Genomic DNA, 23898 nt, shown 5'->3' with positions numbered 1-23898 from the left:
ACACGCGCCGCCACAGCGCCTGAGAACCGTCAGGAAAAGGTCAGGTCACCGTCGCCCAAGGGACGGAAATGGGCCTCGACGATTCCCGGCGTCACCGACTGCAAGTCGCCTGGCTGCCAATTTGGCTTTTGGTCCTTGTCGACAAGAACGGCCCTGATGCCTTCATAGAAATCCTTGCCGGCCATGAAGGCCTGGCTCAGGCGGAATTCTTCTACCATGGCGCTGTCGAAGTCCATTGTTGCGCCCCGGTGCACCTGCTCAAAAGTCACTTTCAGGCTGGTCGGCGATTGCTTGCGGATTATCTTGGCGATCTTTGCCGCCCAGTCGCCCGGCTCGGCGTCCAGGGCCTCCAGGATTGCTTCCACTGAGGGCGCCGAAAAACAGCGGTCTATAGCGTCCCGCTGCTGCGCCAGCGCCGATGGTTCCGGCGGCTCCGTGGCGGCATCGATGATCTGATCGACGACGGCGTCCGCAGCGGCGGTGTTCCAGTCCGCGCCAGCAAAGGCATCGACAAGCTGAGGGATCTTGTCGCTGGGCACAAAGTCCGTCGCCAACCCAGAGTACACTGCGTCTGCGGCGCCCAGGCGCCAGCCGGTCAATGCGAGGAACAAGCCAAGTTTACCCGGCAAGCGGGGCAGAAAGAACGAGCCGCCGACATCCGGAAACAAACCGATCCCCGTTTCCGGCATCGCCAGCATTGTCTTCTCGGTTGCAACCCGATGGCTTCCATGCACGGAAAGACCAACCCCGCCGCCCATAGTGATTCCGTCAATCAAAGCAACATAGGGCTTGGGGAAAACGTGGATCATCCGATTCAGCCGGTACTCGTCGCGGAAAAACTCTTTGGTCAGAGAACCTCCGTTCCGGCCCGCCTCATAGACGGCACGGACATCGCCGCCGGCGCAGAACGCGCGGTCGCCGGCACCGGCAATGACGACAGCCTTGATGACCGGGTCTTCCCGCCAATCCTGCAGCTTGGGCATCATTGCCTGTATCATATCAAGTGTCAGCGCATTGAGCGCCTTGGGCCGGTTCAAGGTGATGAAACCGACACCGCCCCGTTCCTCAAATTCTATCTCATCCGTATCAGACATTCAGCTTGCCGTCTCCCGCAGGGCTGTCATTCACCAAGTAGCTTGCGAGCGATAATGACCCGCATGATTTCGTTTGTACCTTCGAGTATCTGATGCACCCTCACATCGCGCAGAAAACGCTCGACCGGGTACTCGCGGATGTAGCCGTAGCCGCCGTGCAGCTGCAGGGCCTCATTGCAGATGTGAAAGGCTGCATCCGTCGCAAAGCGCTTGGCCATCGCACAGTAAAGAGTTCTGTCCGGCGCTTTGTCGTCCAGCATGGTTGCGCTACGCCAGACCATGAGGCGTGCGGCCTCAAGCTCCGTGGCCATGTCCGCGTACTTGAACTGAAGTGCCTGAAATTTTCCGAGGTTCTTACCAAACTGTTGGCGAACCCCCATGTGCTCGTGCGCCGCCTCAAGGCAAGCCCGGGCGCCGCCCAGAGAACAGGCGGCAATGTTCACGCGCCCGCCATCAAGGCCCATCATGGCAAACTTGAAGCCCTCGCCTTCGCGCCCGAGCAGATTGGTCGCCGGCACCCTCGCATTCTCGAAAATCACCGCAGCGGTTGGTTGGCTGTTCCAACCCAGCTTCTTTTCTCTTTTCCCAAAAGAGAGACCCTCGATCCCCTTGGGCATCACCAGAGCCGAGATCCCTTCCGCACCAGCCCCGCCGGTGCGGCACATCACCAGGTACACGTCACTTGTTCCGCCGCCGGAGATGAAGGCCTTCGACCCATTCAGGACGTAATCGTCGCCATCTCTGACGGCCGTTGTTTTTAAGGAAGCCGCATCGGAGCCTGAGCCCGGTTCGGTCAGGCAATAGCTGCCGAAGTGTTCCATTGTCAGCAACTTCGGCAGATATCGCTCACGCAGCGCATCTTCTGCAAAGCTGTCGATCATCCAGGCGACCATATTGTGGATCGAAATGTAAGCCGCCGTGGAAACACAGGCCGCCGCCAGTTCTTCGAAGATGACCGCCGCATCAAGCCGCGTCAGCCCGGATCCGCCGGATTGATCGCGGACATAAATTCCCGCCAGTCCCAAGGCCGCGGCCTGGCGCAGCGTATCGACCGGGAACTCGCAGTTCTCGTCCCATGAGGCAGCCAGAGGCGCCATCTCCTGGGTGGCGAATTGGCGCGCCATATCCTGAAACGCGCGCTGTTCGTCGTTCAGTTCAAATGACATAGGCGGATTGGTAAACCGGTTTCAAGAAGTGGGCGGGTCCAGCGGCGATGATAGAGCCGGTCTTCGGCCTGTCAATCTGCGCGAACGGCCCAGCCCTACCCTGCAGCCCCACCGCGGCAAACCTGGCGTGGTCCCGCAGGATCATCCGCCGCAAAGAAGCGCCGGGGATGATCCTGCGGGACGGATCAGGCCACCGGGTGCTAGTAGGAGTAATTGAGCCCGGCAAGAAGCATGTTGATGTTGCGGCCTCGGTCTCCCAACGGCAACAGCACCATCTGAAGAAACTTCTCAGCATCCGATGAGACCGAGTGATAGCGAAGCTGGGCAAAGATCGGTTCTTTCAAATCCGAAACCATCTTACCCAGGTCCATCGCCTTGGCCTGCAGCACCTGTTCCGGCGAATTGCCGTCTGTCAGCAACCCCCGCACCGTTTTCCCCTGAATGTTATGCCCGGCATGGTGGACGATGTGGCCGCCAACGAGGCGGTAGCGAAAGTCCAACGGGTCCTCAAGCACATCAACCAGGAGGAGGTGTTCCAATAGCGCCGGAATATCGACCGGATCGATATCCGCGCGGGCAGGAAATGCATGCTCGCCGCGGCGCGACTGCCAGTAATCGTGCAACTTCAGAAGAACCTCTGGGCAATCAGCAAGCGGCTCTCCCTCCGCATCCGCATAACCATCCTCATGCAACCGAAAGACAGTTAGCTTCGCCTCTTTGCTATCTTCAGGCATTATATTCCTATCGGTAGTACCCCTACCTGAGGCGATTTTCTCTTATTAGTTGACAAATCAATTGCTCGGAAATCGTGATAGTTGTCGACTATTTTCGTTTAGTGGTCAACCGGACAATCCACCTTTAGATTGAAATACAGGGCGGGCAACACGCCGGATAATATCCTTGACAAAACGGCTGGCTAGGCGTTTTTTTTCATACATAGAGCGCCGATTTGATCTCAGCTTGCGGGCGCTTAAAAAATGCGGCTAAACGAGTGGTCACAACCGCCCGGAATAGCCGTGGCGGTTTTTTTGTTTGCCGTTTTTTCCGACGGCATTCGGCCTGACCCCCCAAGGGGTTCGCGGTGATTTGAGGGGTAGCTTGCTCCGCGTGACCAAAAGCTAAAAGTCCACATCTAGGTGGGCCCCTCGGGGAGATGACAACGCAATGAACTTGAATTGAAAGGGCCCAGAGATGACAGAGTCCGCGAAGACCAGCACAAACCCGGAAACCCTGGCACTGCATGCCGGGTATCGCAGCGATCCGCACACCGGTGCCGTTGCCGTTCCGATCTATCAGACGACATCCTACGAGTTTCAGGACACCGGCCACGCAGCGAACCTCTTTGCCTTAAAAGAGCTTGGTAACATCTATACGCGGATCATGAATCCGACCTGCGACGTCCTGGAGCAGCGCATAACGGCAATTGAAGGGGGCGCAGCCGCCCTCGCCGTCTCCTCCGGTCAGGCGGCCTCCGCCATCGCCATTCAGAATATCGCCCGCTCCGGGGACAATATCGTCAGCTCGACCGACCTCTATGGCGGCACCTGGAACCTGTTCGCGAACACCCTGAACAACTTCGGTATCGAGGTCCGCTTCGTCGACCCGAGCGACCCGGAAAACTTCCGCCGCGCAACCGACGAGCGGACCCGGGCCTACTATGCCGAGACCCTGCCCAATCCCAAGCTTGCCGTCTTCCCCATCGGCGAGGTTGCCGCCATCGGCAACGACATCGGCGTTCCGCTGATCGTCGATAACACCGCAGCGCCAATCATCTGTCAGCCGCTGAAGCATGGTGCCCATATCGTCATCTACTCGACGACCAAATACATTGGCGGCCATGGCACCTCGATCGGCGGCATCCTGGTAGACGGCGGAACCTTCGACTGGGCCAAACACGCGGACCGCTTCCCCCTGCTGAATCAGCCGGACCCGAGTTACCATGGTGCGGTTTGGACAGAAGCCGCCAAGCCATTGGGGCCTATCGCCTATATCCTGAAAGCAAGGGTTACGCTGCAGAGGGATCTTGGTTATGCCATGAGCCCGTTCAATGCCTTTCAGTTCATTCAGGGCCTGGAAACACTGCCGCTGCGCATTCGCGAGCATAGCCGTAATGCAACTGCGGTGGCCGAGTTCCTGCTCAACCAGCCTGATGTGACAAAGGTCATCCATCCCTCGCTGCAGGAAGGCGAAACCCGGCGCAGGGCGGATGCCTATTTAACCGGCGGCTTTGGCGGGCTGGTCGGTTTCGAGCTGGCCGGAGGCAGCGAAGCCGGTCGACGCTTTATTGATTCGCTGAAGCTGTTTTATCACGTGGCAAACATCGGCGATGCGCGCAGCCTTGCCATTCACCCGGCATCGACCACCCACTCGCAGTTAGGGGCGGAGGAGCAGGCCGCAACGGGCGTTACGGCAGGCTATGTCCGCCTCTCAATCGGGATCGAGCATATCGACGACATACTGGCCGATCTCGACCAGGCGCTGGCGGCATCCAGGGGAACTGCGGCAGCGGCAGAGTAAAGTGTTCAAGCCGAAGGTCGGCCGCGCCCAACGAGCCGGCCGACCTTCGGCAACACGAAAGCCGTTTGCCTGACCACCAATCGAGTACTGAATATGCCCGACCAGATTGCAGATAACGCGGCTCTGGTAATCGTCGACTTCCAGAAGGCCATAGACGACCCGAAGTGGGGACGCCGCAACAACCCGGATGCCGAACAGCGCGTGGGCGACCTATTGGCATTGTGGCGCCATCTGGGGCGTCCGGTCGTTCACGTGCAGCATCTTTCGACCGAGCCAGGCTCCCCTTACCGACCGGGTCAGCCGGGTTGTGATTTCAAAGACAGCCTTGCGCCCGGGCCCGGTGAAATCGTTATCCAGAAGAAGACCAACAACGCATTTATTGAAACCGGGTTGCAGGCATCGCTTCACGACCGCGGCATCACAGAACTCATCATTGTCGGGGTTCTGCTGCACAACTCGGTCGATGCGACCGTGCGTATGGCTGCAAACCTAGGGTTTCGCACATGGATTGCCGAAGATGCGACGTCGAGCAGCGAACTGCGCGACATGACGGGCCGCCTTTGGTCCCCGGATGACGTGCACGCGGTCAGCCTGGCCCAGTTGAATGGTGAATACGCCACGGTGGTGCGGACAAGCCCCCTCATCGCCTCGCTACAGACGCTTGTTGCCGCTCAGCCGGGCGCTTAGACTGTAATGAATGCACCCCAGCCGGGATCGAACCCAGCCAAAGGGAGCATCCGGGAGAAGTTATGAGCGACTTGCCAAAGAACGAGACACCAGCCCTTCGGGCCGTGCCGGAGCCGGAACAGGCGGCCCCACAGCGCCAACCTGAAAGCCTGGGCGCCTTCCCCCAGCTGCGTATGCGGCGAAATCGCCGGGCGAACTGGGTCCGGCGTATGGTCGCCGAAAACAGGGTCGAGACCGACGATCTGATTTGGCCGATCTTCGTTCATGACGGTGACGGCCGCCTGCCGGTCGCGTCAATGCCGGGAATCGACCGCTTGGGATTGGACTGCCTGGTGGATGCCGTGGGTAGTGGCAGCGACCTCGGCCTCTCGGCTGTCGCCATCTTTCCCTACACCGACGATGCACTGAAGACATCGGACTGCCGGGAAGCGATCAATCCCGACAACCTGGTCTGCCGTGCCGTCCGCCGCATCAAACAGGCCTTTCCCGACATTGGCCTGATCTGCGATGTCGCCCTGGACCCCTACAACGCCGACGGACACGACGGCCTGGTCCGCGACGGCGAAATTCTCAATGACGAGACCATCGAACTACTCTGTCAGCAAGCCCTGGCCCAGGCGCAGGCCGGCTGCGACGTCGTCGCGCCGTCCGACATGATGGATGGGCGTATCGGCGCCCTGCGCGAGGCATTGGACGTCAAGGGCTTCGCTAACGTGAATATCATTGCCTACGCCGCCAAGTACGCCAGCTGTTTCTACGGCCCCTTCCGCGATGCCGTCGGGTCAGGTTCGAACCTCACCGGTGACAAGAAAACCTACCAGTTGGACCCTGCGAACAGTGACGAAGCCCTGCGGGAAGTTGCCCTGGACCTTCAGGAGGGCGCCGATATGGTCATGATCAAGCCGGGCATGCCTTACCTTGATATCATACGCCGGATAAAGGACCGCTTCGGCGTACCCACGGCGGCCTATCAGGTCAGCGGCGAGTACGCAATGATCAAAGCCGCCGCACAGAACGGTTGGTTGGATAATGACAAGGCGATCATGGAAAGCCTCTTGTCCTTCAAGCGTGCCGGGGCCGATGCGGTTCTGACCTATGCCGCCCCGGAGATCGCGACGCTGCTTAAACAGCGTTGAAGATCACGAAACAGTCAGCAAAGTAACCAGAATTCGTAGTGGTTAACTTGTGAGCGCTTGTGTTGTCTTCGCGCTACAACAATCGCTGATAAAGCAATCTCTCAGATGGAGGAACGAATCATGGCGTTGCAACTGGGCAATACCGCACCCGACTTTACGGCCGACACGACCGAAGGAACGATCAGTTTTCACGACTGGATTGGCGACAGCTGGGCTGTCTTTTTCTCCCATCCGAAAGACTTTACACCGGTCTGCACGACGGAGCTCGGCTATGTCGCAAAGATGAAACCGGAATTCGACAAACGCAATGTGAAGATCATCGGCCTGAGCGTGGACTCCGTCGATGACCACAAGCGTTGGGCCAAGGATATCGAGGAGACGCAGGGCACCGCCCCGAACTATCCGATGATCGGTGACTCGGATCTGGCGGTCGCCAAGCTCTATGGCATGCTGCCGGCAAGCGCCGGCGACAGCGCAAGCGGGCGAACCGCGGTGGACAATGCGACGGTTCGCAATGTCTACGTGATCGGCCCGGACAAGACCGTCAAACTGATGATTACCTATCCGATGAGCACGGGGCGTAACTTCGACGAGGTGCTTCGGGTTATCGACTCGCTGCAACTGACGGCAGAGCATAAAGTCGCCACCCCGGTGAACTGGCAGCAGGGCGAAGACGTTATCATTGTCCCGGCAGTGAAGGACGATGCGGCAAAGGAACTGTTCCCGGATGGCTGGAAGGAAGTGAAACCCTACCTGCGGGTCGTCAAGCAGCCCAAGGCCTCATAGAAACCGAGAGAATTGAGACGGCTGGCCGGCGACAGAAGCTCGCCGGCCGCTTTGTCACGCCTTACTGTGCCGCAGCCAGGGCGAAGAAACGGCCGATCTCCTGGTCATGCCAGGTAAAGTCGCTGCCTTGGGCGTGAAAACCGACGTGGCCGCCCGCGCGTGGCATTGCCAATGAAAGCGCCGGGTTCGCCGTCCAGTCAAAATGCCGGTAGGATTCAGCGGGGATCCAAGGGTCGTTTTCAGCATGAACGGCAAGCGTCGGGCAGACGATCTTGGAAAGAAAGCGCAGACCGGAGCATCTGGCATAGTAGTCATCCGCGCCCGTAAAACCGTTGGCCGGTGCCACCACCTGATCATCGAAATCATAGACTGAAGCAGCGCTGTAAATCGCGTTTCTTTCGTCCTCGCTGAGGGGAACAGGAGCAGCCAAGGCCTCCTCGCGCATTCTGGCCAGAAGGTAGCGATGATAGATCCAGTTACGGCTGTCCATGATCCGTCGCTGCGCCGCCTTGAGATCGATCGGCGCGGAAACACACGCACCTGCGACCACCGGAAATGCGGACGCTTCTTCGGCCAGAAAACGTATCAGCAGATTGGCGCCCAGGGAGTAGCCGACCAGAAAAATCCCCCGATTTAAAAGTTGCGGGGCCAGGGCGCGGAGAGACTCCAAAGCATCGCGCAGGTCGGCGCTGCGCCCGGCATGATAGTGCAGACGACAAAGAGGTCGCGAAGGTCCGGCACCGCGCAGATTCAGCCGCAATACTGCGTAACCGGAAGACAACCAGTACTGCGTCGATACCCTGATGTAGAAGCTGTCTTCACAGCCCGTCAGGCCATGCACCAAAACAACCAAGCCACGCCGCGGCTCAGCAGGCTCATGCAATTTGGCGACAAGGCGATCGCCGCTGCCGTCCCGCATCGCCAGTTCCAGGCGGCGTTCCGGCCAGCGGCCCAGGTCAATCGCGGGCCGGCGCAGAAAATTGTACAATGTCTGGAGGTCACCGCCGTACCAGGGTGCCCGCACCCGGAACCGGGATGGAGCGAAGACCGTCGCGGCCGCGGACTGGTTGGGGGCCTCGTCTACCTTCTTCGACATCGAAGCCCGGCTCAGGATTCCGAAGCGAGCCAAGTGACGACCGGTTCCGTCTGTTGCCGATCGAGGAGAGCCGGCGCATGCCCGCAGCCGGGAAACTCCCGCAGCGTCGCCTTAGGGCCGCGCCTGGTCATCTCCTCGGCAGTCTCTCTCAACAGAAGGTCAGACTCAGCGCCACGCAGCAACAATACCGGACAGGTAATCGCATCCCAGAAGGACCAGAGATCAAGGTCATCAACCTCCAGCGCCTCCAATGGGGCAGCAATCTGCGGATCATAGTGAAGACGCCACCCTGCCCCGTCCCGGCGCAGCGACGTTTCGGTCAGATGGCACCACTGCTCATCCATCAGATCGCCAAAGCTTCGATAAATCTCTCGGAGATAGACCTCGGCAGCCGCAAGATCGGGAAAGTAAGGATCCTTGCCGAAGTACTCGAAGATGCGCAGCAAGGCGTTCTTGGGAATGAACGCGCCGACATCATTAACGACCAGACGCCGGATCGGGTTTCCTGGCATCGCGGCCAACATCATGCCGATCAAGCCGCCCATGGAGGTTCCGACCCAATCCACTGCCTGGCAGTCGAGCCTTGCGATGAGGCTGCTCATATCCGCCAGGTATTGCGGGTAGCCATAATCCATGGGGTCATTCAGCCAGCCACTCGCGCCGCGACCGACGACGTCGGCGCAAATGACCCGGCGCCCGCCAGCCGCGAGAATCCCGGCCAGGGTGTCAAAGTCCCTGGCGTTTCGGCCCAGACCGTGGACACAGACAATCGGGCGCGGATGATCCAGTCCGTAGACGCGGTATGACAGCTTGTGAAAGCCTGTCTTTGACAGGCAAAGCAGATGGTCCTCGTGTGCCTCTGTCATGTCGGTCAGGCAACCGCCGGAGCCATGGAAAACACATCAGGGAACCGACCTACATCACCTGCCATCCTCAAGCTCCACAACCTATCGAGACCACGCGCTCTCGCAAGGAGAGCCAACCCACCATCTATAGGAAGCTGTCTCAGCGGCCGCAAGAAACAATCCCGTGTTGGCATATCTGAACAGGCCGAGAGAGCGGCCTTATCATGGCAATGACGGGGTTTTAGGCGGCGGAGCCGCGATTCTGCGCAGGCCCCCCCAAACAGGCATCGATTTCGTCGGCGGACAGGCTCTCGCGTTCCTCCAGACGGCGCACCAGATGCTCCATGGCCTGACGATTGGCGCCAATGATCGCGGTTGCCCGCGCAGTGGCCTCCTGCAGAAGCACGGCAACCGCTCGATCCACCTCATGCGCCGTCGTCTCGCTGAAACGACGCGGTTGGGCTATCTCCCGTCCCAGGAACGGGTGCTCGTCACTCTGGCGCAGATCGACGGGCCCGACCTCCTCCGACATGCCCCAGCGTGACACCATGGCCCGCGCCAGCTGGGTAGCCTTCTGGATGTCATCATCTGCGCCGGAGCTGACTTCGCCGAGCAGTTCCTGCTCGGCTGTGCGTCCGCCCAGAAGAACGGTCAGCCGGTCCTTCAGGTAGTCGACGGGGAGGGTATGGCGCTCCTCTTCCGGCAGCATATGGGTGCCCCCCAGGGCCCGGCCGCGCGGGATGATCGTCACTTTGTAGATCGGATCGGCCAGCGGCAGGAAGTGCGCGGTGACCGTGTGCCCGGCTTCATGCACCGCCAGGCGGTGACGCTCATCCGGCCGTATCGCAAGGCTGCGAACCGACCCCATCATCACCTTGTCCCGCATCTCATCAAAATGCCCCATCCGGATGGCGTTCTCATCCGCCCGGGCTGCCGCCATCGCGGCTTCGTTCACCAGGTTCTTGAGATCTGCCCCCGAAAACCCCGGCGTCGAAGCAGCAAGCAACGACAAGTCGACGTCCTCGGCAAGCGGTATCTTGCGCGTATGGACCTTCAGGATCGCCTCACGCGCCTTGCGATCGGGAAGCTCCAGGGTGACATGACGATCAAAGCGGCCCGGCCTGAGTAAAGCCGGGTCGAGAACATCGGGCCGGTTGGTCGCCGCCAGTACGATGACTGCCTCGTGTCCGGAAAATCCATCCATCTCCGAGAGAATCTGGTTCAGTGTCTGCTCACGTTCATCGTTGCCACCCCCCAGACCGGTGCCGCGAACACGGCCGACAGCATCGAGCTCATCAATGAAGATAATACTGGGCGCCCGCTCCTTGGCTTCATCGAACATCTTGCGGACCCGCGAGGCACCGACGCCGACAAACATCTCGATGAACTCAGAAGCGGAGGTATGGTAGAAGGCGACGCCGGCTTCCCCAGCCAAAGCCCGGGCCAGCAGAGTCTTGCCGGTGCCCGGCGGCCCCATGAGCAGAACACCGCGCGGCGCCTCCGCCCCCAGGCGGCTGTATCTTTCCGGGTCTTTGAGAAAGTCCACAAGTTCGCCAACCTCGCGTTTCGCAGCCTCCTGGCCGGCGACATCGTCAAAAGTAATCCGCCGAACGGCCTTGGTTTCCTTTTTGCTGGAGCCGGTGAGAAAGTCCGAAGGATCCCGCCCCCCAAAACGGCCGACAAGGTTGCTCTGCATCTTCTGCCAGAACCAGAAATAAAGCCCCAGGAACACCAGCCAGGGAAGCAGGCTGAAAACCCAGTTGCTGTTCTCCTCTTCGCTGGGTTGGATAACCAATATCGCCTGGCTGTCATCGATCAGGGAAAACAGGTTCGGATCCTGAATCTCCGGAAGGTTGGCGACAACGGAAGACCCCGCTTCCACGCCCGCAGCCGCGCGAAGGGTCGCAGTGACTTTCTGGCCCTGCATCACCACTTCGGCAACACGCCGCTCTTTCAACAGCTTCTTGAACTCGCTGTAAGCGATCTCAGTCGCGCGCTCCTGAAGCGGAACGGGCTGTTGAAGGTTTGCGAAGAATCCAAGCAAAATCAAGCCAACCAGGAGTGCCGGCAACCATTTTGCTAGTCCCTTCAGCATTTTGTTCAACCTGATTAAATCCTGATTATTTCATGCTTACCAGCCGGTCACGACAAGAGGAATGATTCAGCTCAAATATGCTTCAACCTGACGCAGGCGGAGGTAAACGACAGGATTACGGTCGTCCACCGGGCAGAATCGCCCACCGTGATCCTTGCAGCCGCCGGGCCTGACTGCCGATAGCCTTGCCCCTTTTGCATGAATACCTTAACCGTTTGCCCCGCAGAGTCATCCCATGGCAATCAATGGAATCCACGAGACCATGGTGGCGCGTAAAAACCTTGAGAAACGAGCTTTCGTGACTTTTGGTCACTCACAGCCGATCGGAGCAAGATGCGGAAACTCTTAAGGATCTTACCATGGGCTTTAGGCGGTGTCGCCGGCCTCACTCTGATAGCCGGACTCGGCGTTTATCTCTGGCTTCTCGGATCGCTGCCGACAACCAAGGGCGAACTCACGCTTGCCGGCCTTCAAGGCGAAGTCAAGATCCTCAGGGATCGCGATGGCCTGGTCAACATCCGGGCGGAGAACGAGTTGGATCTCTATCGCGGACTTGGTTTCGTCCACGCCCAGGAGCGCCTCTGGCAAATGGATTTCATGCGCCGCACCGCCAGCGGTCGCCTGTCCGAGGTGATCGGGGAGACGACCCTGGACCTCGACCGCTTCTTTCGCACTCTGGGCTTCCGCCAGCTTGCGGAAGCAAATCTTGATCATCTGTCGGCAGCAACCCGCGCCACGCTGGAAGCCTATGCGCAGGGAGTGAACGCTTTCCTGGAGAACCGCACCGGCCCCCTGCCCCTGGAATTCCAGATCCTGCGCTACAGCCCCGAACCCTGGACCGCCGCAGACTCCCTTCTCTGGGGCCGCCTCATGGCACTGCGCCTCTCGGACAACTGGCGCTCGGAGCTTAGCCGGGCACGTTTGGCCGGCCGTTTCAGCCCGGAAAAGATCTCCGCCCTCTGGCCCAGCTATCCCGACGACGGCCCCGTTACCCTGAGAGGCCGTGCCAGCCTCGTCGACAAGGGCGTTGCGGAACGCCTGTCGACCTTGCTGCCGCCCTGGCTTGAGCCAACCGGCGCGTCCAATGCCTGGACGCTGGGTGGATCACGGACCACCAGCGGCAAGCCAATTCTGGCGAACGACCCTCATCTTTCGCTCGAATCGCCGGGCGTCTGGATGTTGGCCCGGCTTGAAGCCCCGGGCATCACGCTGGCCGGAGCCACCGCACCAGGCGTTCCTTTTCTCGTTCTCGGCCACAACGAGCGCCTGGCCTGGGGTTTCACGACCACCCAAAGCGACACCCAGGATTTCTTCATCGAAAGGCTTATGGCTGACGATCCAGACCGCTATGAGTCACCGGAAGGCCCCCTGGCCTTTGGAAGCCGTGACGAAGTGATCCGGGTCCGCGACGGAGACGCAGTCCGCCTGATCGTCCGCAGTACCCGTCACGGACCGGTAATGAGCGATGTAATCCCGGCAAGCTCCGCCGAAACCGGTGCCGTACTCGCCCTTTCCTGGCCGGCCCTGCGCGAAGATGACCGTACGGCAGATGCCCTCTATGGCATCAACCACGCGCGCAACTGGGGGGAGTTCCGCGCAGCCCTGCGTCAGTTCCACTCTCCACAACAGAACATCCTCTATGCCGATGTCGATGGAAACATCGGTTTTGTTGCACCGGCGCGCGTACCCATCCGCCGTGCGGGCAACGGGCAACATCCGGTACCGGGATGGAACGGCGAATTCGACTGGATCGGCTTTGTCCCTTTTGACGAGCTACCCTCGGTGATCAATCCGAGGAGCGATCTAGTGATCAACGCGAACAACAAAATGGTGCCCGACAGCTACCCTCACCTCATTGCCGTCGACTGGCCACCGCCCTATCGCGCGGAGCGGATCGCCGCTGCCCTGGCCGGAAGAGGTCCACACCACGATGTAACCGCGTCCGTCATACTGCAGCAGGACATTGTCGCCAGCGGTGCAAAAAAAATCCTGCCACGTCTGCTGTCGGTCCCGCCCAACTCTGCGCGTGGCGTTATGGCAATTTCCATGCTGCGTTCCTGGGATCTGCGCATGCACCGCAACGCGCCGGAACCGCTGATCATCCAAGCCTGGGTTTGGGCACTGGGACGGGAAATACTGGCTGACGAACTGGGTGGCAACTACCGCGACTTTCTGAACGGCGGGCTTTACACCGTCGAGCGGTTGATCGACGAAGAGAGTTCATGGTGCGACAACACAGATACGGAGCCCGTAGAGACCTGCGATGCTCAGATCGCCGCTTCACTCGACATCGCCCTGGACCTTCTGTCCGACCGCTTTGGCGATGACATGAACCACTGGCGTTGGGGCGAAGCCCATGCAACGAAATTCTCCCATCCGGTCTTAAGCCGCATCCCAGTGATCAACCGGCTGTTTGCGCAAAACGTAGAGAGCGACGGCGGTGACGATACGGTAAACCGCGCCTCGGCCCGGCTTGGCGGCCCGGAAGACAGCCTCTTTGAAAACGTCCATGGGGCCGGATTCCGGGCGGTCTACGACCTGGCAGATCTCGACCTCTCGCGCTTCATGATCGCGACCGGTCAATCCGGCAATCCACTCTCCAGCCTTTATGGAAGCCTTTCCTATCGCTGGCGCGATGGCCTTAATGTGTCGCTGGCCCCCGAAACCTGGGCGGTCGCAGAACAGCTTAAGCTCCTGCCAAAGCGAGAATGAGGATTGCAGATCGGACCGGCGAAGGCCCCGCTGCCCGACATATAACCAAGACGGCCAGCCGATAATGGGAAGGCAGGAATGACAACGACCCTGGAACACATTCGCGACGCGGCCGAGCGGCTGCGCGGACAGGTCATTCGGACACCATTGGTTCGCGCCGGCAGGCTCTCCGAGCGCCTGGGCTGTGAACTCTTTCTGAAGCTGGAGAATCTGCAGCACACCGGCTCCTTCAAGGACCGCGGTTCATACATTCGGCTGAGCAACCTTTCTAAAGACGAGGCCCAACGCGGCGTGATCGCGATGTCCGCCGGCAACCATGCCCAGGGGGTCGCTTACCACGCCCAACGTCTCGGCATCCCCGCAACCATCGTGATGCCGGAATTTGCGCCCTTTTCCAAGGTTGAGCGGACGCGTGCTTTTGGCGCCCGCATCGTGCTAACCGGCGATACCCTGGACGCCTCGGCACAGGCGGCTTATCAGATCGCCGAGGATGAGAACCTGACCTTCGTACATCCCTTCGATGATTCCGATGTGATCGCGGGACAGGGAACCGTGGGCCTGGAAATCCTGGAGGACAGCCCGGACATAGAAGCGATTGTCGTGCCCATCGGCGGGGGCGGCTTGATGTCGGCTATTGCAACCGTGGCCAAAGACGCCAATCCCGCAATACAGCTGATCGGCGTGGAGAGCGAACTCTTTCCCTCCATGTCCGATTCCATCAAGGGCAGAAACACGATGAAGGGCGGCCATAGCCTGGCCGACGGAATCGCCGTCAAGGTTCCCGGTAAGTTAACACGGCCAATCATCGAGAAACTTGTCGACGATATCGTTGTCGTTGCAGAAAGCGACATCGAGAACGCCATCCAACGGCTCGCGGAAGAGCAAAAGCTCGTCGCCGAGGGCGCCGGCGCGGCGGGCATAGCCGCCATTCTGGCCAATCCGGAGCGCTTTGCGGGCCGTAAAGTCGCGGTCGTCATCTGTGGCGGCAACATCGACCTGAAACTGCTTTCCGGCATCCTGACCCGCGGCCTCATCCGCGACGGGCGTATGGTGCGCCTTCGTATCGGTATTATCGATCAGCCCGGCGTTCTTGCCCGTATTGCCAGCCTGATAGGCAAGACCGGCGGCAATATCATCGAGGTATATCATCAAAGGCTGTTTTATGATGTGCCGGCAAAACAGGCGGACGTCGATGTCGTCCTGGAGACGCGGAACTCCGAACACGTCAAAGAAGTGGTGGCCAGCCTCCAGGCCGATGGCTTTCCGGCCCGGATTCTCTCCGATCATTCGGCCCAGGGGACCCTCTGACCGTTCTTTGACAGCGACACCTGGATACCGGACCTTGCGGGCCGGCGCCTAATCCCGTAGGGGATAGGTCCAACATGCCCAAGAGTCGTCGCTGCTCAGCCTGGGAGGAACCGACAATGGCCCAAAAAGGCGCCGTCTTTCACAGTGTCATGGACCGCATCGGAAATACGCCGATGATGGAGGTGACGAAAACCGACACCGGCCCCTGTCGCCTCTTTCTCAAGCTCGAAAGCGAGAACCCGGGCGGCTCGATCAAGGACCGTATCGGCAAGTCCATGATCGAAGCGGCAGAACAGGACGGCACCCTGAAGCCAGGCGGGAAACTGATCGAAGCCACCGCCGGCAACACCGGCCTTGGGCTAGCCCTGGTCGCCGCCCAAAAAGGATATCACCTGACCCTTGTCGTTCCGGACAAAATGGCCCAGGAAAAGATCTTCCACCTGCGTGCCTTGGGGGTCGAAGTTATCTTGACCCGATCCGATGTCGGAAAAGGCCATCCGGAATACTATCAGGATATCGCCGCCCGCATCGCCGGCGAGACCGGTGCCTTCTTCGTGGATCAGTTTTCCAACCCGTCGAACCCGCAGGCTCACTTTACCTCGACGGGCCCGGAAATATGGGAGCAGATGGATCACGACCTGGATGCCATGGTCTGCGGTGTCGGTTCGGGTGGAACCATCACCGGCCTCTCTCGGTTCTTCGCTTCAGTGTCCGACAAGACCGAAATGGTCCTTGCCGACCCGGAAGGCTCGATCCTGGCCGACTATGTGAAGACCGGCGTTTTGAAAGATGAAGTCGGCAGCTGGATCGTCGAAGGTATTGGCGAGGATTTCCTGCCCGACAACTGCGACCTGTCCAACGTCAAAAAGGCCTATGTGATCCCCGACAGCGAGTCGCTGACGACAGCCCGAGATCTTTTGAGCATCGAGGGCATTCTGGCGGGTTCGTCTTCCGGTACGCTGATCGCCGCCGCGCTGCGCTACTGCCGCGAGCAGAACGAACCGAAACGGGTTGTGACTTTCGTCTGCGACAGCGGCAACAAGTATCTCTCAAAGATGTTCAACGACTACTGGATGATCGACCAAGGCTTCATTGAAAGGCCGCAGAAAGGCGATCTTCGCGATCTGATCAGCCGTCGCCATGATGAGCATGGTACTGTCACCGTTGCCCCAAGCGATGACCTGCTGGTCGCCTATGGCCGCATGAAGCTCTATGAGATCTCTCAGCTTCCTGTCCTGAGCGAGGACGGTCAGATCGCCGGCATCATCGACGAGAGCGATATTCTACTGAGGGTTTTCGGGGACGATGAGCGGTTCAAAGACCCGGTCTCCAGCGCCATGACATCGAAGCTCGAGACTATCGGCGCAGATCAGTCGATCGACACATTGCTGCCGATCTTTGAGCAAGGCAGGGTGGCGATCGTGTTCGACGGGCGCGATTTCCTCGGTTTGATCACAAGGATCGACCTGCTAAACCACCTCCGCAGACGGATGAAATAGCCGCTATGCCAGATTCCACAAGAAGCCGGAACCGCCCCGCTTTTGCGACTCGTGTGATCCACGCCGGCCAATCCCCCGACCCCTCGACAGGGGCCATCATGCCGCCGATCTACGCCACCTCGACCTACGTTCAGGAAAGTCCGGGCGTTCACAAGGGCTATGAATACAGCCGTTCACAAAACCCAACACGCATGGCCTATGAACGCTGCATTGCAGACCTTGAGAGCGGTCAACAGGGCTTCGCCTTCGCGTCCGGTCTTTCCGCCATCGCCACAGCCCTCGACTGCCTGGACAGCGGCAGCCACATTATCGCGATGGATGATCTCTATGGCGGCAGCTATCGCCTGTTTGAGAACGTCCGAAAGCGCTCGGCAGGACTCTCCTTCTCCTTCGTCGATCTTTCCAAGACCGAAGACTTGGAGGCCGCCATCCGGCCTGAGACCAAACTGATCTGGGTGGAGACGCCGACAAACCCGCTCCTGAAGCTCGTGGATCTCGAAGCCATTGCCGCCTTAGGTAAAAAGCATGGCCTCATCTGCGCCTGCGACAACACCTTCGCATCGCCCTGGGTACAGCGCCCTCTTGAACTGGGCTTTGACCTGGTTATGCACTCGGCAACCAAGTACCTGAACGGTCACTCAGACATGGTCGGCGGCGTTCTGGTGGTTGGTGAGAATGCCGAGCTCGCCGAACAACTGACCTTCCTCCACAATGCGGTCGGCGCCGTGCAGGGGCCGTTCGACAGCTTCCTGGCCTTACGGGGCCTTAAGACACTGGCGCTGCGCATGGAACGTCATTGCAGCAACGCACAGACCGTCGCCGACTTTCTGGAGGCCCACCCCAAAGTCGAAAAGGTGTACTACCCCGGCCTCGAAAGTCACCCGCAATACAATCTGGCACAGCAGCAGATGGATGCACCGGGCGGCATGGTTACCGCCGTGCTGAAAGGTGGGCTGGATACCGCACGCCGGTTTCTCGAGCGTGTACAGGTGTTCGCCCTGGCAGAAAGCCTTGGCGGCGTCGAAAGCCTGATTGAGCATCCGGCGATCATGACCCATGCTTCGATTCCCGAATCGATCCGTGCGGATCTGGGAATCAGCGATGGACTGGTCCGCCTCTCCGTTGGCATCGAGAGCGAAGACGACCTGGTTGCCGACATACAAAACGCTTTGGCTTGACTGCGGGCTTAACGCAACAACGCAGCTTAGATAGAGCGGCCGAGCTCCCGGTAGCCGCTCTGGTAGTAGACAAGCGGTCCCTTGTCGTCATCCAGGCTTAGGATTTCCACGCGGCCAACGATGATGACGTGATCCCCCCCCTCGTGCACCGCTTCCTTACGGCAGCCGAGGTTCGCCAGACAATCCTTCAGGACCGGGATCTCTGACGGCCAGAGGTCGTAAGCAATGCCATCCCACTTGTCCGTCGCAGCCGTCGCAAAACGGATCGACAAGTCATGCTGATCGGCCGAGAGGAAGTTAACGGCGAACTGCCCCGTCCGGCTGAAGGCCTCAAAGCTCATCGCCGCCTTATCCAGGCAGAACAGCACGAGGGGCGGATCCAGCGACACGGAGGCGAACGAATTGACGGTCACACCGCAGTTCGCCCCCACGGAATCGCGCGTGGTTACAACGGTCACACCCGTGGCGAATCGGCCCAGTACCTGGCGAAAGGCGAGGGAATCAAAGCTCATTTCAGCATCCGGTAAATAACACAACTGGCTGGCGCGGCGGATCTTAATGCGATCTCCTGCACAAAAGCCACTGCAATCCGGCCCTTAGCAGCGGTTTGAATGGTGAACTAAACCACTTCTTAACCCAAATCCGCGACCTTCTGAGCTTCTTTACTGGATAGCCATAGATCACGGATTGGGGCTTCATGGGGCTCATTGTCGGCATTTTGATCGTCATCGGCTGTACGCTCGGCGGCTACATGGCCATGGGCGGAAAGCTTGGCGTGTTGTGGCAGCCTTTCGAGGTGGTGATCATCGTTGGCTCGGCCATCGGCGCCTATGTCATCGGTAATCCCGCAAACGTTATCAAAGCGACCGGCGGCGCCCTCGGCAAGTCCATGAAAGGCTCCCAGTTCAAGAAGGAGCACTATCTTGAGCTGCTTCAGCTGCTCTACCAGATCCTTAAGGTCGCCAAGACCAAAGGCAACCTGGGGTTGGAGCAACACATCGAAAAACCACAAGAGTCGGCCCTTTTTCAACAATTCCCCGGTGTCCTGGCAAACGACACTGCGACGACCTTTATCTGCGACTATCTGCGGATGCTGACGCTCGGGTCAGAGGATCCGCACGAGATGGAAGCGCTGATGGATGAAGAGCTTGAGCTGGTCCATCACGAGCATTCCGAAGTGGCCCATGCCCTGACCCAGATGTCCGACGGCATGCCGGCTCTGGGGATCGTGGCTGCCGTGCTGGGCGTCATCAAGACCATGGGCTCGATCAGCGAACCGCCGGAGATCCTTGGTAAGCTGATTGGCGGCGCCCTGGTCGGAACCTTCCTTGGCGTTTGGGTTTCCTACGGCTTTCTCGGCCCCATCGCCTCGAAGGCACAGTCCGTCTATAACGCGGAGATCAAGTTCCTTCACGTCATCAAGGCTGCGCTTTTGGCCCATATGCATGGGTCTGCACCCGCCGTTTCCGTGGAGTTTGCCCGCAAGGCCCTGGTCGGCCATGAGCGCCCGACGTTCTATGAGGTTGAAGAGGCTGTCGGCGCCCTTCCCCCGGTCAGCTAGGGGCGCGGGGTAGTCCGATATGGCAGCGGGAGCGAACGACGCCGAACGCCCGATTATCATTATCAAGAAGGTCAAGAAGGGCGGCGGTGGTCACCACGGCGGCGCCTGGAAGGTTGCCTACGCTGACTTCGTTACGGCCATGATGGCCTTCTTCCTGCTGCTTTGGCTGCTGAACGCCACGACAGAGGAACAGAAACGCGGTATCGCCGAATACTTCACACCGGTGACGGCCTTCGCTCCTGAGAGCGTTTCCCAAAGCACAAGCGGCTCCAACGGTGTCTTGGGTGGCCAGACGATGACCTCGGAAGGTTCGCTGTCCAACGATACCTCGCCGGTCGGGGTCACGGTGTCGCTTCCGGGCGCAAGCCAGGAAAAGGATGACGACAGCAAAGATCCGGTCGAAGACCCGACCGAAGGAAGCAAGCCGGGTCAGCGCCAGAACATGGCGGAGAATCCGGGCGGCAGCCCTCAGTCGGTAGATCCGACTGAGGTCGATCGCCTTGCCCAGGAACTGGAGCAGGAGCGCTTTGATGCGGCCGAGGCCGAGCTGCAGCAGGCAATCGCCGCGGTCCCTGACCTCGCTGACTTTGCCAAAAATCTCGTCGTCGATCAGACCCCCGAAGGGCTGCGAATTCAGATCATCGATCAGGAAGGCAAATCGATGTTCGCTTCCGGCTCGGCATCGATGTATCCGCACACGCAACGCCTCCTGGCATTGGTCACCAATGCCATCGATCAGCTGGACAACCCGGTTGCCATCAAGGGCCACACCGACGCCACCCCCTATTCATCAGACAACGGCTATTCGAACTGGGAACTGTCAACTGACCGCGCAAACTCAAGCCGGCGCGCGTTGATCGCCGCCGGCCTGCCCGCAAGTCGAATTGCGTCGGTCGTAGGGCGCGCCGATCAGGAGCATTTCATAAAGGAAGATCCGTTCTCGCCGCGCAACCGACGGATCTCCATCGTTCTTCTGCGTCAGGCACCCGTTGGCAACGAGCCGGTCTACGAGTCGGACGGCTGACCGAACGATCGGACCAAGAACGGCTGCGGACTTGCGGCGTCCTGTCGGCATCCCTAGATTCACCCCATGCGCAGTCTGCCAGAGCCGCCTTGGGTCGGGACACCACCGCCCTTTTCGACCATTCCGGGACTCTATACCGGTCTGCTACCCCGACGCTGTCTTGCCTATCTGGTTGACGTCACAATCATTGCCATAATCGGCCTCTGCCTTGGCGTTGTCCTGGCGATCATGGGCCTCCTGACACTGGGCTTGCTCAGCCCCGTTGCTGCGCTCATCCTGGCCCTCTGGCCCCTCACCTATCACAGCCTTTTCCTGGCCGGTCGCGGGGCGACCCCCGGAATGCGCCTGTTCGGCGTGGAAGCGCGAAGCTGGGATGGTCAGCGTCTCAGCCTTCTTCAGGCCGTCATCGTCACGATCCTGTTCTATGTCTCGGTCAGCCTGACCGCCTGGCTGGTCTTGCTGATGGCCCTTTTCAACGAGCGGGGCCGGACCCTGCACGACATTCTGGCGAACACGCTGGTTGTCCGTTCACCCGGGTGATTGCTCGGCCCTGCACATTCGAATTCGAACACCCAAGCCAGATATCGGCACAGAATGCTGGCTTCGCCTAGGCAATCCCTGCAATAATTCCATCAACACAACGATCCGGTGTATTCCGGCAGGGCGCGTTTTGGGGACGGGCCTGGAGAACAGCAGGGAGCAGTAGTTTGGAAACCACAGGCGCGGCGGCCTCTGGCCCTTTGTCCGCCTATCATTCTGAGGGCTTCTTCTGCGAGATGCTGGGAGGCCAGCATGCGCCGGCGGAGCACACTCTGCGCATACAGGATCGTTTGAGTGCTCTCGATTTGGGTGACCTGCGCGGTCGGGCCCGCGACGCAGAGCTGGAACTCTACAGTTTCGGGATCACCTTTACCGTCTATACGCAAAAGGACGCCATCGACCGAATTCTTCCTTTTGATGTAATCCCAAGGGTCATCTCCTCAGAGGACTGGAATACCATAGAAGCTGGCGTTACCCAGAGGGTTCGTGCCCTGAACCTCTTCCTCTGGGACATCTATCATGACCAAAAGGTCCTGAAGGACGGTGTCATTCCGCGCGACCTTGTCGAAGGCAATGCGAACTACTGTTCGGAGATGTGCGGAGTAGATGTTCCCAACGGTACTTATGTGCACATCAACGGCACCGATCTGGTCAGAGGTGACGATGGCCACTTCGTTGTCCTGGAGGACAACGCACGATGCCCGTCAGGAGTATCCTACGTCGTCGAGAACCGCCACCTTATGCAGCGCAGCTTTCCCGACCTGATGGCCAACATCGGTATTCGCCCGGTCTCAAATTATGGCCAGAAACTGCATGAAGCATTGGTCGACGTTGCCCCACAAGGCATCCCGTCGCCCCAGGTCGTCCTACTTTCACCTGGCACCTACAACTCCGCGTACTTCGAGCATATCTTTCTGGCGCGTGAGATGGGGGTTCCACTCGTCGAGGGCAGCGACCTGGTCGTCGAGAACGATCGTGTCTTCATGAAAAGTATCGACGGTCTGCACCCGGTGCATGTCATCTATCGCCGGATCGGCGACGACTTTCTTGATCCGGACGTCTTCAATCCGGAGAGCGTACTTGGTGCGAAGGGGTTGATGGCGGCCTATCGAAAGGGAAATGTTGCGCTGGCAAATGCAGTCGGTACCGGCGTGGCCGACGATAAAGCCGTCTACGCCTATATGCCGCGGCTCATCCGCTACTACCTTGATGAAGAAGCAATCCTCTCCAACGTTGAAACACACATTTGTCGAGAAGCCGAAGGCCTTGCCTACACGCTCGATAACCTGGCAAGCCTCGTGGTAAAGCCCGTCGGCGAAGCCGGCGGCTACGGGATCACCATCGGTCCGCGGGCCAGCCGGGAAGAACTGGAAAAGTGCAGGGCCGAAATTCTGGCCGACCCGGGTAACTACATTGCCCAGCCGATGGTCAATCTTTCAGTCTGCCCGACCTTGACCGACGACGGTGTAGGGGCACGGCATGTCGACCTTCGGCCTTTCGCCGTCACCGGGAGGTCCACCTGGGTTCTTCCCGGTGGTCTATCGCGCGTGGCCCTGACAAAGGGTTCGATCATCGTCAATTCCTCCCAAGGCGGGGGCTCTAAGGATACCTGGGTCCTTGAGTAGACTGCTCTCCCGCTACGCCGAGGCCATCTATTGGATGGCACGCTACATAGAAAGAGCCGAGAACCTGGCGCGCGTCTTGGACGTCAATGAGACGTTCAGCCGAGATTCCAGAGGCTGGCAGAACTGGCAATCGATTCTTCAGCTCTACAGAGACGAAGAGCGGTTCTTCAAGAACAACGAGAGAGCCGACGCGGATAGTGTGTTGTACTTTTACACACTCGATCAAACCAACCCGACTTCGATCATCTCCGTAGTCAATGCAGCACGCGCCAACGCGCGGACCTTGCGGCCGCTCATCTCCACGGAGATGTGGATTCAACTCAACATCTTCTCAAATACTTTGAAGAGTCTCAAACGCGAGGAATTGACTGAGCCCCGTCTGGCTCGATTCTGTAACACCGTCAAGGAAACCTGCCAAACCCACACAGGGATCACGGAGGGTACTTTCTACCGAGATGAAGGTTGGTTCTTTTATCAGATCGGGCGATGCATAGAACGCGCCGACCAGACGACCCGATTGCTGGATGTTAAATATCACCTGCTCCTGCCAAACGACGAAACCGTCGGATCGCCCTTTGACGTCAGTCAGTGGAACGCCGTGTTGCGCTCTGCAGCAGGCTATCACGCCTTCCGTCGGGTCTATCCAAGTGGCCTCAGTCAGACCGAGGTGGCCGGCTTTCTGCTGTTTCATTCGCAGTTTCCGCGCTCTGTTAAGGCCTGCATTCGCGAAATCGATGATCGCCTTACAGAGTTACGCTCCACATACCGGCTGAGAGGGGGTGGCCGCGCGCTGGAGGAACTGGACGAGCTCTGTGCTGTGTTGGATGATATGACGGTACAGGAAGTCGTCAATAAAGGCCTCCACGAGTTCATCGATTGGATTCAGATAAAGTTGATCAACATCCACTCCGAGCTTGGAACCGCTTATTTCGGGGATCCACCATTCCTGGAGAGCGACGCGGCGCAGTAGCATGAGGACTGACGAAGAGTGGCCAAAAGCGGCAGATATCTGCGCCAGACTGAAATACT

At 59.4% G+C, this 23898-nt stretch carries 20 protein-coding genes; 13 read left to right on the top strand and 7 right to left on the bottom strand.

Features of this window, described 5'->3' with window-relative positions; translation table 11 throughout:
- Positions 1 to 29 precede the first annotated feature (29 nt).
- From HBA54_RS00300 to HBA54_RS00290, 3 genes are all read right to left on the bottom strand, one after another.
- Positions 30 to 1094 (bottom strand): enoyl-CoA hydratase/isomerase family protein, encoded by a 1065-nt coding sequence (locus HBA54_RS00300; RefSeq protein WP_167220322.1) that lies wholly within the window; start codon positions 1092 to 1094, stop codon positions 30 to 32.
- Positions 1095 to 1120: 26 nt separating this feature from the next.
- Complete coding sequence (locus HBA54_RS00295) at positions 1121 to 2260, bottom strand: acyl-CoA dehydrogenase family protein (protein WP_167220321.1); 1140 nt, start codon at positions 2258 to 2260, stop codon at positions 1121 to 1123.
- Positions 2261 to 2460: 200 nt separating this feature from the next.
- Positions 2461 to 2994, bottom strand: a complete 534-nt coding sequence (locus HBA54_RS00290; protein WP_167220320.1) for a PAS domain-containing protein — start codon at positions 2992 to 2994, stop codon at positions 2461 to 2463.
- Between the two features lie 457 nt (positions 2995 to 3451).
- Here HBA54_RS00290 and HBA54_RS00285 point away from each other — a divergent pair, with 457 nt between their 5' ends.
- The 4 genes from HBA54_RS00285 to HBA54_RS00270 all read left to right on the top strand — a co-directional run bounded on the left by HBA54_RS00285 (position 3452) and on the right by HBA54_RS00270 (position 7386).
- Positions 3452 to 4777 carry an O-acetylhomoserine aminocarboxypropyltransferase/cysteine synthase family protein gene (locus tag HBA54_RS00285; RefSeq protein ID WP_167220319.1) on the top strand — a complete coding sequence of 442 codons (1326 nt, stop codon included), beginning with the start codon at positions 3452 to 3454 and terminating at the stop codon, positions 4775 to 4777.
- A gap of 93 nt (positions 4778 to 4870) precedes the next feature.
- Positions 4871 to 5464 carry a cysteine hydrolase family protein gene (locus HBA54_RS00280; protein WP_167220318.1) on the top strand — a complete coding sequence of 198 codons (594 nt, stop codon included), beginning with the start codon at positions 4871 to 4873 and terminating at the stop codon, positions 5462 to 5464.
- Positions 5465 to 5637: 173 nt separating this feature from the next.
- The gene (gene hemB / locus HBA54_RS00275; protein WP_205944351.1) at positions 5638 to 6600 is read left to right on the top strand and encodes a porphobilinogen synthase; all 963 of its coding nucleotides are present in this window, start codon (positions 5638 to 5640) and stop codon (positions 6598 to 6600) included.
- A 120-nt stretch (positions 6601 to 6720) separates the two neighbouring features.
- Positions 6721 to 7386 carry a peroxiredoxin gene (locus HBA54_RS00270; RefSeq protein WP_167220316.1) on the top strand — a complete coding sequence of 222 codons (666 nt, stop codon included), beginning with the start codon at positions 6721 to 6723 and terminating at the stop codon, positions 7384 to 7386.
- A gap of 61 nt (positions 7387 to 7447) precedes the next feature.
- Here the strand turns inward: HBA54_RS00270 and HBA54_RS00265 are convergent, their stop codons facing one another.
- The 3 genes from HBA54_RS00265 to ftsH all read right to left on the bottom strand — a co-directional run bounded on the left by HBA54_RS00265 (position 7448) and on the right by ftsH (position 11422).
- Entirely contained in the window at positions 7448 to 8374 is a 927-nt protein-coding gene (locus HBA54_RS00265) for a YheT family hydrolase (RefSeq protein WP_240932424.1), read from the bottom strand.
- Positions 8375 to 8493: 119 nt separating this feature from the next.
- Positions 8494 to 9348 (bottom strand): alpha/beta fold hydrolase, encoded by an 855-nt coding sequence (locus HBA54_RS00260; protein WP_167220315.1) that lies wholly within the window; start codon positions 9346 to 9348, stop codon positions 8494 to 8496.
- Positions 9349 to 9568: 220 nt separating this feature from the next.
- Entirely contained in the window at positions 9569 to 11422 is a 1854-nt protein-coding gene (gene ftsH, locus HBA54_RS00255; RefSeq protein WP_167220314.1) for an ATP-dependent zinc metalloprotease FtsH, read from the bottom strand.
- 333 nt (positions 11423 to 11755) lie between these two features.
- Between ftsH and HBA54_RS00250 the strand changes: the two genes are divergently transcribed.
- The 4 genes from HBA54_RS00250 to HBA54_RS00235 all read left to right on the top strand — a co-directional run bounded on the left by HBA54_RS00250 (position 11756) and on the right by HBA54_RS00235 (position 18119).
- Positions 11756 to 14134 carry a penicillin acylase family protein gene (locus HBA54_RS00250; protein ID WP_167220313.1) on the top strand — a complete coding sequence of 793 codons (2379 nt, stop codon included), beginning with the start codon at positions 11756 to 11758 and terminating at the stop codon, positions 14132 to 14134.
- 78 nt (positions 14135 to 14212) lie between these two features.
- The gene (locus HBA54_RS00245; RefSeq protein WP_167220312.1) at positions 14213 to 15442 is read left to right on the top strand and encodes a threonine ammonia-lyase; all 1230 of its coding nucleotides are present in this window, start codon (positions 14213 to 14215) and stop codon (positions 15440 to 15442) included.
- A gap of 116 nt (positions 15443 to 15558) precedes the next feature.
- Positions 15559 to 16941 carry a pyridoxal-phosphate dependent enzyme gene (locus HBA54_RS00240; protein ID WP_167220311.1) on the top strand — a complete coding sequence of 461 codons (1383 nt, stop codon included), beginning with the start codon at positions 15559 to 15561 and terminating at the stop codon, positions 16939 to 16941.
- A 5-nt stretch (positions 16942 to 16946) separates the two neighbouring features.
- Positions 16947 to 18119 (top strand): trans-sulfuration enzyme family protein, encoded by a 1173-nt coding sequence (locus tag HBA54_RS00235; protein WP_167220310.1) that lies wholly within the window; start codon positions 16947 to 16949, stop codon positions 18117 to 18119.
- 26 nt (positions 18120 to 18145) lie between these two features.
- Here the strand turns inward: HBA54_RS00235 and HBA54_RS00230 are convergent, their stop codons facing one another.
- A complete protein-coding gene (locus HBA54_RS00230) occupies positions 18146 to 18631 on the bottom strand; it encodes a flavin reductase family protein (protein ID WP_167220309.1) in 486 nt (161 codons plus the stop codon).
- Between the two features lie 185 nt (positions 18632 to 18816).
- On the opposite strand from HBA54_RS00230, the gene motA reads away from it, so the two are divergent.
- The 5 genes from motA (at position 18817) to HBA54_RS00205 (ending at position 23839) form a co-directional block, all read left to right on the top strand.
- Complete coding sequence (motA, locus tag HBA54_RS00225) at positions 18817 to 19680, top strand: flagellar motor stator protein MotA (RefSeq protein WP_167220308.1); 864 nt, start codon at positions 18817 to 18819, stop codon at positions 19678 to 19680.
- A gap of 19 nt (positions 19681 to 19699) precedes the next feature.
- A complete protein-coding gene (locus tag HBA54_RS00220; protein ID WP_167220307.1) occupies positions 19700 to 20704 on the top strand; it encodes a flagellar motor protein MotB in 1005 nt (334 codons plus the stop codon).
- A 66-nt stretch (positions 20705 to 20770) separates the two neighbouring features.
- On the top strand, positions 20771 to 21244 hold the full coding sequence (locus HBA54_RS00215) for an RDD family protein (RefSeq protein ID WP_167220306.1): 474 nt from the start codon (positions 20771 to 20773) through the stop codon (positions 21242 to 21244).
- Positions 21245 to 21480: 236 nt separating this feature from the next.
- Positions 21481 to 22869 carry a circularly permuted type 2 ATP-grasp protein gene (locus HBA54_RS00210; protein WP_167220851.1) on the top strand — a complete coding sequence of 463 codons (1389 nt, stop codon included), beginning with the start codon at positions 21481 to 21483 and terminating at the stop codon, positions 22867 to 22869.
- On the top strand, positions 22862 to 23839 hold the full coding sequence (locus HBA54_RS00205; RefSeq protein WP_167220305.1) for an alpha-E domain-containing protein: 978 nt from the start codon (positions 22862 to 22864) through the stop codon (positions 23837 to 23839). Before HBA54_RS00210 ends, HBA54_RS00205 begins: the two co-directional genes overlap by 8 nt.
- Positions 23840 to 23898 lie beyond the last annotated feature (59 nt).

This window comes from Pelagibius litoralis, from assembly GCF_011683915.1.
GTDB classification, from domain to species: domain Bacteria; phylum Pseudomonadota; class Alphaproteobacteria; order Kiloniellales; family Kiloniellaceae; genus Pelagibius; species Pelagibius litoralis.
The sequence above is the reverse complement of the archived record's forward strand: the minus strand, read 5'-3'. Positions and strand labels throughout refer to the sequence as shown.